The sequence below is a fragment of the uncultured Corynebacterium sp. genome (genome assembly GCF_902782855.1).
Lineage (GTDB): Bacteria > Actinomycetota > Actinomycetes > Mycobacteriales > Mycobacteriaceae > Corynebacterium.
The window spans coordinates 1-7,294 of record NZ_CACZOO010000101.1; the positions used below are offsets into that span (position 1 = coordinate 1).

A 7,294-nucleotide genomic window follows, 5' to 3' on the forward strand; every position below is an offset into this window, starting at 1 on the left:
CTTTCTCTGTGACGCGGAAGGCGGCACAGCCCATGGACTCTGCCAGCCCCACGAAATCCGGGAGATAGGTCTCGCCGGGCTTGAGGTTGGTGTTCGAGTAGTGCTTGTCGAAGAACAGGGTCTGCCACTGGCGGACCATGCCCAGATTGCCGTTGTTGATCAGGGCGACCTTGATCGGCAGTCCCTCGACCGCACAGGTGACGAGCTCCTGGTTGGTCATCTGGAAGCAGCCGTCGCCGTCGATCGCCCAGACCTCGGTGCCAGGGCAGGCCGCCTTGGCCCCCATGGCTGCGGGAATGGAGTAGCCCATCGTCCCCAGTCCCCCGGAGTTCAGCCAGGTACGCGGCTTCTCGTAGTCGATGAACTGGGCCGCCCACATCTGGTGCTGGCCGACACCGGCGACGTAGATGGCGTCCGGACCGGCGATCTCCGAGAGGTTCTCGAGGACGAACTGCGGGGCGAGCTTGCCGTCGGCCGGCCACTCGTAGCCGCGCGGGAAGTCGGCCTTGAGCGTGTCGAGATAGCCGCGCCAGTCAGTGATCTGCGGCGTCGGGAGGGACGACATGGCGTCGGTCAGTGCGAGGAGAACCTCGCGGGCGTCACCGACGATCGGCACCTGGGCCTCACGGATCTTGCCGATCTCCGCCGGGTCGATGTCGGCGTGGATGACCTTGGCGCCGGGGGCGAAAGAGTCGACGTCACCGGTGACACGGTCGTCGAACCGTGCTCCCAGGGCCAGGATCAGGTCGGACTTCTGCAGAGCCGCCACGGCGGGGACGGTGCCGTGCATGCCCGGCATACCCAGGAACTGCGGGTGGGACTCCGGGAAGGTGCCCAGCGCCATCAGTGTGGTGGTCACCGGGATACCGGTGGCCTCGGCGAAGGCGAGGAGGGCATCGGAGGCCTCCGCCTTGAGGACGCCGCCGCCGGCGTAGATGACCGGACGCTTCGCCGCGGACAGGAGGCGGGCAGCCTCGTCGATCTGCCTGGAGTGCGGGGTGGTGACCGGGTGGTAGCCGGGCAGCCGGTAGCTCGGCGGCCAGACGAAGTCGAGCTCCGCGTTCTGGACGTCCTTCGGGATGTCGACGAGCACGGCACCGGGACGGCCGGTGGACGCGACATGGAAGGCCTCGGCGATGGCAGCAGGGATGTCCTCGGGCCTGGTCACCATGAAGCTGTGCTTGGTGATCGGCATCGTGATGCCGCGGATGTCGGCCTCCTGGAAACCGTCGGTACCCAGCAGGTGGGTGCCGACCTGGCCGGTGATGGCGACGACCGGAACCGAGTCCATGTTGGCGTCCGCCAGCGGGGTGACCAGGTTGGTCGCCCCGGGGCCGGAGGTGGCGATGCACACGCCGACCCGACCGTTGGCCTGGGCGTAGCCGGTGGCGGCGTGGCCGGCGCCCTGCTCGTGACGGACCAGGATGTGGTTGAGCTTCTCCGACCCGTAGATCGCGTCGTACAGCGGCAGGACAGCACCGCCGGGAAGCCCGAAGACCACATCCGTTCCGAGTTCCTCGAGCGAGCGGACGACGGCCTGGGCGCCGTTGATGCGCTCGGGTCGACGGCCGCGGCCGGTGGCTGCGACGGTGGCGGGACTGGGGTGTGAGCGTGAGGTGTCGGTCACAGTCCGTGCACTCCTTTTCGGGTCATGAGTCGTGGAAGTCAGATGCTCCGAAACTGACTGACGCCCCCGGACCCGGCGTGTCGTACGCCGGGCGGAGGCGCCAGAGTGTTCCGCGAAATCTCCGCAGGGGCTCTAGCGCCCGGCGGATACGAGAAGTCGGAACATCGTCATGCCGGTGAGGTTAGCGGACAGCACCCCTCCGGGTCAACGCGTTGGCCACAATGTTCCCACCCGCTGATACCCCCAGTCCCATTCTATGGTCAATTGTCGGCGTCCCCACACGAGCCCGGACAGCAGGGTCACAGACTCCCGGACTACGGTCGGGACCATGCTTGACTGGAAGCACCTTCTCCTCGCGTTCTGGGGCTGGGTCGTCGATCACGGCCTCACCCTCGGCGCACTCGTCATCATCGGCGTCCTCATCCCCCGGATCGGACGCCTGCTCGTGCGGATCGTCACCGAGCGGATCTCCCGCGGTGAGGAACAGACCAAGAGCTACCTCGCGTTCGTCGGCGCTCTCGTCTACCTGCTCGAGATCGTCGCATACTTCTTCCTCATCTACTCGGCGCTGACGAACCTCGGGGTATCGACCGTGGGGGCGACAGTGCCCGCTACCGTGGTCTCCGCCGCCATCGGCTTCGGCGCCCAGAAGGTCATCGGCGACTTCCTCGCCGGGTTCTTCATCATCTCCGAGCACCAGTACGGTGTCGGCGACTTCGTCTCCTTCGACAGCACCAGCGACCAGGTCAAGGGAACCGTTGTCCGGCTGACACTTCGATCGACACAGATCCGCACCGGCAACGGTGAGCTCATCACCGTCCCCCACAGTTCGGCGAACGTGACCATCAACTACTCCCAGGAGTGGTCCCGCGCCGTCGTCGACCTGGAGCTGCCGATGACCGGGGACGACACGATGTCCTCTCTCTCCGACACCGTCTCCGTGGTCACCCAACGCGCCATCGACACCGGTGGAATCCGCGAGGAGATCCGGGGCGAGGTCAGCGTCCTGCCAGCCATGAACATCACCCCGCCCACCGCGGCCGGGCTGCCGTGGACCGTCGGCATCCAGGTGACCGTCGACGTCAACCCGGCGACCCAGTGGAAGGTGCAGCGCACCATCCGCGCCGCGCTGATCAACGAGTTCTGGGACCGCTTCCAGGCCCCCGGCGACCACCCCTCCCCCTACGCCGGACCGCCGACCGAGGCTTTTCCACCGGTCACCGTCCCCGGGGAGGACGCCGGGACCGCCGCCGCAGCCGACGCCGTGGAGGCCGGTGAGCCCCGTCCCCCGGACGCGGCGACACCCGCGGCCGCCGTCTCCGATGACGGAGGCACCGGCGATACCGGGAGTTCAGGGGATTCAGGGGATTCAGGGGATGTCGCGTCCCTGACCCGGACCGGCGAGGCCGGCACCACCAGTACCACCAGTACCACCAGTGCCACCGGGATGGACGCCGTGGCTGCCGACGTCGCCGAACACGGCATCTGGCGCAACCTGGACACCGGGTCGAAGGTCTCCCGGATCCTCAGCCTCGGTGGCAGGATTCGGCCGTCGACCGGGATCCTCCTCCTCGCCATCACCGCGCTCGCCGTCGTCGGCCTGCTCGCGGCGAACCCCGACGGCGGCGGATCCGGGCCGCTGTCCCCGAACCGCTGGGCCACGACCACGCCGGCCGGCGCCCCGACCGTGACAACCCCGACCCAGACCGCGGTCCCGGAGACCCCGGAGACCGCGCCGGAGACCGGCACACCGTCGCCGGCCCCCACCGACGACCGGGACGAGGGCACCGGGACCGGGGGCATGTCCACCGGCACGGCATCACCGACCAGCGACGCCGACGAGGACGGGGGCGGTTCCGGCTACGGTACCGGCACCCCTCAGAGCACGGCCCCCACCGCCGAGCCCCGGGGTACGCTCACCGGCCGCAGCGGGGGAACGACGGACACCACCGTCGCCCCGTGACGGCGCGCCGGTGCGACGGGACCGATGCGGTCACAGCCGCGCCGGACTGATTAAATGGGTGTCCATGAGTTCCAGGCATGATGACAGAGCGGACGCTACCGCTGCGGACACGACCGGGGACGCCCCCCGGGATCTGCTCCCGCACCAGGTCCGGGTGGATCAGGGACATCTGATGGCGGCGATCATCATGCTGGTGATGACCGTCGTGGCCATCGCCTACGCCCCCTCGGTCCTGTTCTGGCTCCCGGTTCTCCCGCTGCTGTTCATCGTCTGGGTCCTGCGGTGCCGCACGACCTTCTACGACAAGGGCATCACCGCGCGGTATCTGTTCCGCCGGTCAGCATCGTTGGCATGGGAGGACTTCGACGCACTACGATTCACCCGAGGAGGCAAGGCCCTTGCCGTCCGGACCGACGGATCATCATTTCCGTTGCCGGGCGTCAGTTTCAACTCGCTGGTCGACCTCAGCGAGGTGACTGGGGGCAGAATCCCCGACCCGGTGACCCCGAGTCTCACCGCCATCGACGAATCGGTCAAGGTGGTCAACCGCGACGGTTACGCCGTACTCATGGACAAGGACGAGTACGTCGAATACGAGGCCGCCAGGCGGACCAGTCAGATGGCCAGGGAAGAGCTTCAGCGCCGTGACGAGGCGCGACGGAAGAACACCTCCGGCTCCCACGAAGAGGACGACCCCCGGGGCCGTTGACCACGACAACTGCATCAATGCTGTAAGGACCTGCCCACATGAACACAATCCCGTTCCGTTCCTCGGTCACGACCCAGGGGCGCAACGCCGCCGGTGCCCGATCCCTGTGGCGTGCCACAGGCATGACCGACGACGACTTCGACAAGCCGATCATCGCCATCGCGAACTCGTACACCCAGTTCGTCCCGGGGCATGTCCACCTCAAGAATGTCGGCGACATCGTGGCCGAGGCGGTGAAGGAGGCCGGCGGCGTCGCCCGTGAGTTCAACACCATCGCCGTGGACGACGGCATCGCCATGGGACACTCCGGCATGCTGTACTCGCTGCCCAGCCGTGAGATCATCTCCGACTCCGTCGAGTACATGGTCAACGCCCACCAGGCGGACGCGATCGTCTGCATCTCCAACTGCGACAAGATCACCCCCGGCATGCTCAACGCGGCGATGCGACTGAACATCCCGGTCGTCTTCGTCTCCGGTGGCCCGATGGAGGCAGGAAAGGCCGTGGTCGTCGACGGCGTGGCGCACGCGCCCACCGACCTGATCTCCACGATCTCGGCCACCGCCAACGACAAGGTCACCCGGCAGGGCCTGCTCACCGTCGAGCAGGCCGCCTGCCCGACCTGCGGATCCTGCTCGGGCATGTTCACCGCGAACTCGATGAACTGCCTCACCGAGGCCCTGGGCCTGTCTCTGCCGGGCAACGGCTCCACCCTGGCGACCCACTCCGCCCGCAGGGAGCTTTTCTCCGAGGCCGGCCGTCTGGTCGTCGACCTGTGCCGCCGCTACTACGGCGAAGGTGACACCTCCGTCCTGCCACGATCCATCGCCACCAAGGAAGCCTTCCAGAACGCGATGGCCCTCGACATGGCCATGGGCGGTTCCACCAACACGGTGCTCCACATCCTCGCCGCCGCCCAGGAAGGTGGCGTCGACTTCGACCTGCAGGACATCGACGACCTGTCGAAGAACGTCCCCTGCCTGTCCAAGGTCGCCCCGAACGCCGACTACCACATGGAGGACGTCCACCGGGCCGGCGGCATCCCCCGCATCCTCGGTGAGCTGTGGCGCGGCGGCAAGCTCAACGAAGATGTCCACACCGTGCACTCGGCGTCCCTGGCCGAGTGGCTGTCCACCTGGGACGTCTCCGCGGAGAACCCGTCCCAGGAGGCCATCGACCTGTACCACGCCGCCCCCGGCGGGGTCCGGACCACCGAACCCTTCTCCACCTCGAACGTGTGGGACAGCCTCGACCTCGATGACGCGAACGGCTGTATCCACTCCGTGGCGAACGCCATCACCGCCGACGGTGGTCTGGTCATCCTGCGCGGCAACATCTCCCCTGACGGTGCGGTCATCAAGGCTGCCGGCATCGACGAGTCCCTGTGGCACTTCTCCGGCCCGGCGATGGTCGTCGAGTCCCAGGAGGAGGCCGTGGAGGTCATCCTCAGGAAGAAGGTCCGGCCCGGCAACGTCATCGTCGTGCGTTACGAAGGTCCGGCCGGTGGCCCGGGCATGCAGGAGATGCTGCACCCCACCGCCTTCCTCAAGGGTTCCGGGCTGGGCAAGAAGTGCGCCCTGCTCACCGACGGCCGCTTCTCCGGCGGGTCCTCGGGCATCTCCGTCGGCCATGTCTCCCCGGAGGCCGCCGCCGGTGGTCTCATCGGGCTCATCGAGAACGGGGACACGGTCACCATCGACGTGCACAACCGTGAGCTGAACCTGGAGGTCCCGGACGAGGAGATCGAGCGTCGCCGTGCCGCGATGAACGCCTCCGAGCACCCGTGGAAGCCCGCCACCCGCCAGCGCAAGGTCACCAAGGCGCTGCGCGCCTACGCGAAGATGGCGTCCAGCGCCGACAAGGGCGCGGTGCGCGTCATCGAGGACTAGGCTTCTCCACTAGGCTTCTCCACTAGGCTTCCCCGCTCCCCTCTCTTCGCAGGCCCGGCAGGTACACACCTGGCGGGCCTTTCGCATGGCCCCGTACCCGGGTGTCATGACGACTGTCCGAGGGGACGCCGCTCAGAACGTCCCGGGGTACTCCCCGCCGTCGAGCAGCAGGTTCTGGCCGGTGATGTAGGACGCCTGCTCCGAGCACAGGTACGCGCACGCCGCCCCGAACTCGGCCGGGTCGCCGAAGCGTCCGGCCGGGATCCCCTCCGGTGCCGGCAGCTCCTCCCCCGGTGCGACCCCGGCGGTCTCCCGGATCCGGTCGGTGGCGAACCGCCCCGGCAGCAGGTTGTTCAGGGTGACGTTCGCCCCGGCGAGCTGCGGTTGCCGGGCGACACCCGCCACCAAGCCCGTCAGTCCTGCGCGGGCTCCGTTGGACAGTCCCAGGTTCGCGATCGGTGCCTTCACCGACCCGGAGGTGATGTTCACGACCCGCCCGAACCCGCGGGACGCCATGTCGTCCACCGTCGCCCTGACCAGGTCCACCGCCGTGAGCATGTTCTGCCGCAGCGCGGAAAGCCAGGCATCCTCGTCCCAGTCGCGGAAATCCCCGGGCGGCGGCCCGCCGGCGTTGGTCACGAGGATGTCGACCTGCGGAGCGGCGTCGAGCAGGGCGGCGCGCACGTCGGCGTCCACCACGGACCCGACGGTCTCACGCACCTCCACCCCGTGGCGGCGCAGCCGATCCGCCGCATCCGACAGGTCGTCGGCACCCCGCGCATTGACCACCAGGTTCACTCCCTCGGCCGCCAACGCGTCCGCGCAGCCGAAGCCCAGTCCCTTACTCGACGCACAGACCACGGCCCAGCGTCCTGCTATTCCCAGATCCATGTCGCCCACGGTACCGCCTACACTGGGCGGTCATGTCTGGAAACATCTCCGTGCACGACGCCCACCTGCGCAATCTCCGCCACGTCGACGTGGAGCTGCCCCGCAACGCGCTGGTGGCGGTGACCGGGGTTTCCGGGTCGGGCAAGTCCTCGCTGGCCTTCGGCACGATCCACGGTGAGGCGCAGCGCCGCTACCTGGAGTCCGTCGCCCCGTTC

General features: G+C 68.2%; 6 protein-coding genes. 4 read left to right on the plus strand and 2 right to left on the minus strand.

What is annotated here, in order from left to right; genetic code table 11:
• Positions 1-1,627 (minus strand): acetolactate synthase large subunit (locus QZV72_RS04725; protein ID WP_297005858.1); only part of this gene is annotated, 1,627 nt, incomplete at its 3' end.
• A 328-nt stretch (positions 1,628-1,955) separates the two neighbouring features.
• On the opposite strand from QZV72_RS04725, the gene QZV72_RS04730 reads away from it, so the two are divergent.
• The 3 genes from QZV72_RS04730 to ilvD all read left to right on the plus strand — a co-directional run bounded on the left by QZV72_RS04730 (position 1,956) and on the right by ilvD (position 6,188).
• Positions 1,956-3,590 (plus strand): mechanosensitive ion channel family protein, encoded by a 1,635-nt coding sequence (locus QZV72_RS04730; RefSeq protein ID WP_297005860.1) that lies wholly within the window; start codon positions 1,956-1,958, stop codon positions 3,588-3,590.
• Between the two features lie 64 nt (positions 3,591-3,654).
• Positions 3,655-4,299, plus strand: coding sequence for a PH domain-containing protein (locus tag QZV72_RS04735; protein WP_297005861.1), 645 nt, complete (start codon positions 3,655-3,657; stop codon positions 4,297-4,299).
• Positions 4,300-4,337: 38 nt separating this feature from the next.
• The gene (gene ilvD / locus QZV72_RS04740) at positions 4,338-6,188 is read left to right on the plus strand and encodes a dihydroxy-acid dehydratase (protein WP_297005863.1); all 1,851 of its coding nucleotides are present in this window, start codon (positions 4,338-4,340) and stop codon (positions 6,186-6,188) included.
• A 132-nt stretch (positions 6,189-6,320) separates the two neighbouring features.
• Here the strand turns inward: ilvD and QZV72_RS04745 are convergent, their stop codons facing one another.
• A complete protein-coding gene (locus QZV72_RS04745) occupies positions 6,321-7,079 on the minus strand; it encodes an SDR family oxidoreductase (protein ID WP_297005865.1) in 759 nt (252 codons plus the stop codon).
• Between the two features lie 32 nt (positions 7,080-7,111).
• Here QZV72_RS04745 and QZV72_RS04750 point away from each other — a divergent pair.
• Positions 7,112-7,294: hypothetical protein (locus QZV72_RS04750; protein WP_297005867.1), on the plus strand; the 183-nt coding region annotated here is incomplete at its 3' end.

Bases quoted from the DNA above. Each gene is read 5' to 3' on its own strand.
- QZV72_RS04735 (WP_297005861.1), top strand. From the start codon at position 3,655: ATGAGTTCCAGGCATGATGACAGAGCGGACGCTACCGCTGCGGACACG.
- QZV72_RS04745 (WP_297005865.1), bottom strand. From the start codon at position 7,079: ATGGATCTGGGAATAGCAGGACGCTGGGCCGTGGTCTGTGCGTCGAGT.
- QZV72_RS04730 (WP_297005860.1), top strand. From the start codon at position 1,956: ATGCTTGACTGGAAGCACCTTCTCCTCGCGTTCTGGGGCTGGGTCGTC.
- ilvD (WP_297005863.1), top strand. From the start codon at position 4,338: ATGAACACAATCCCGTTCCGTTCCTCGGTCACGACCCAGGGGCGCAAC.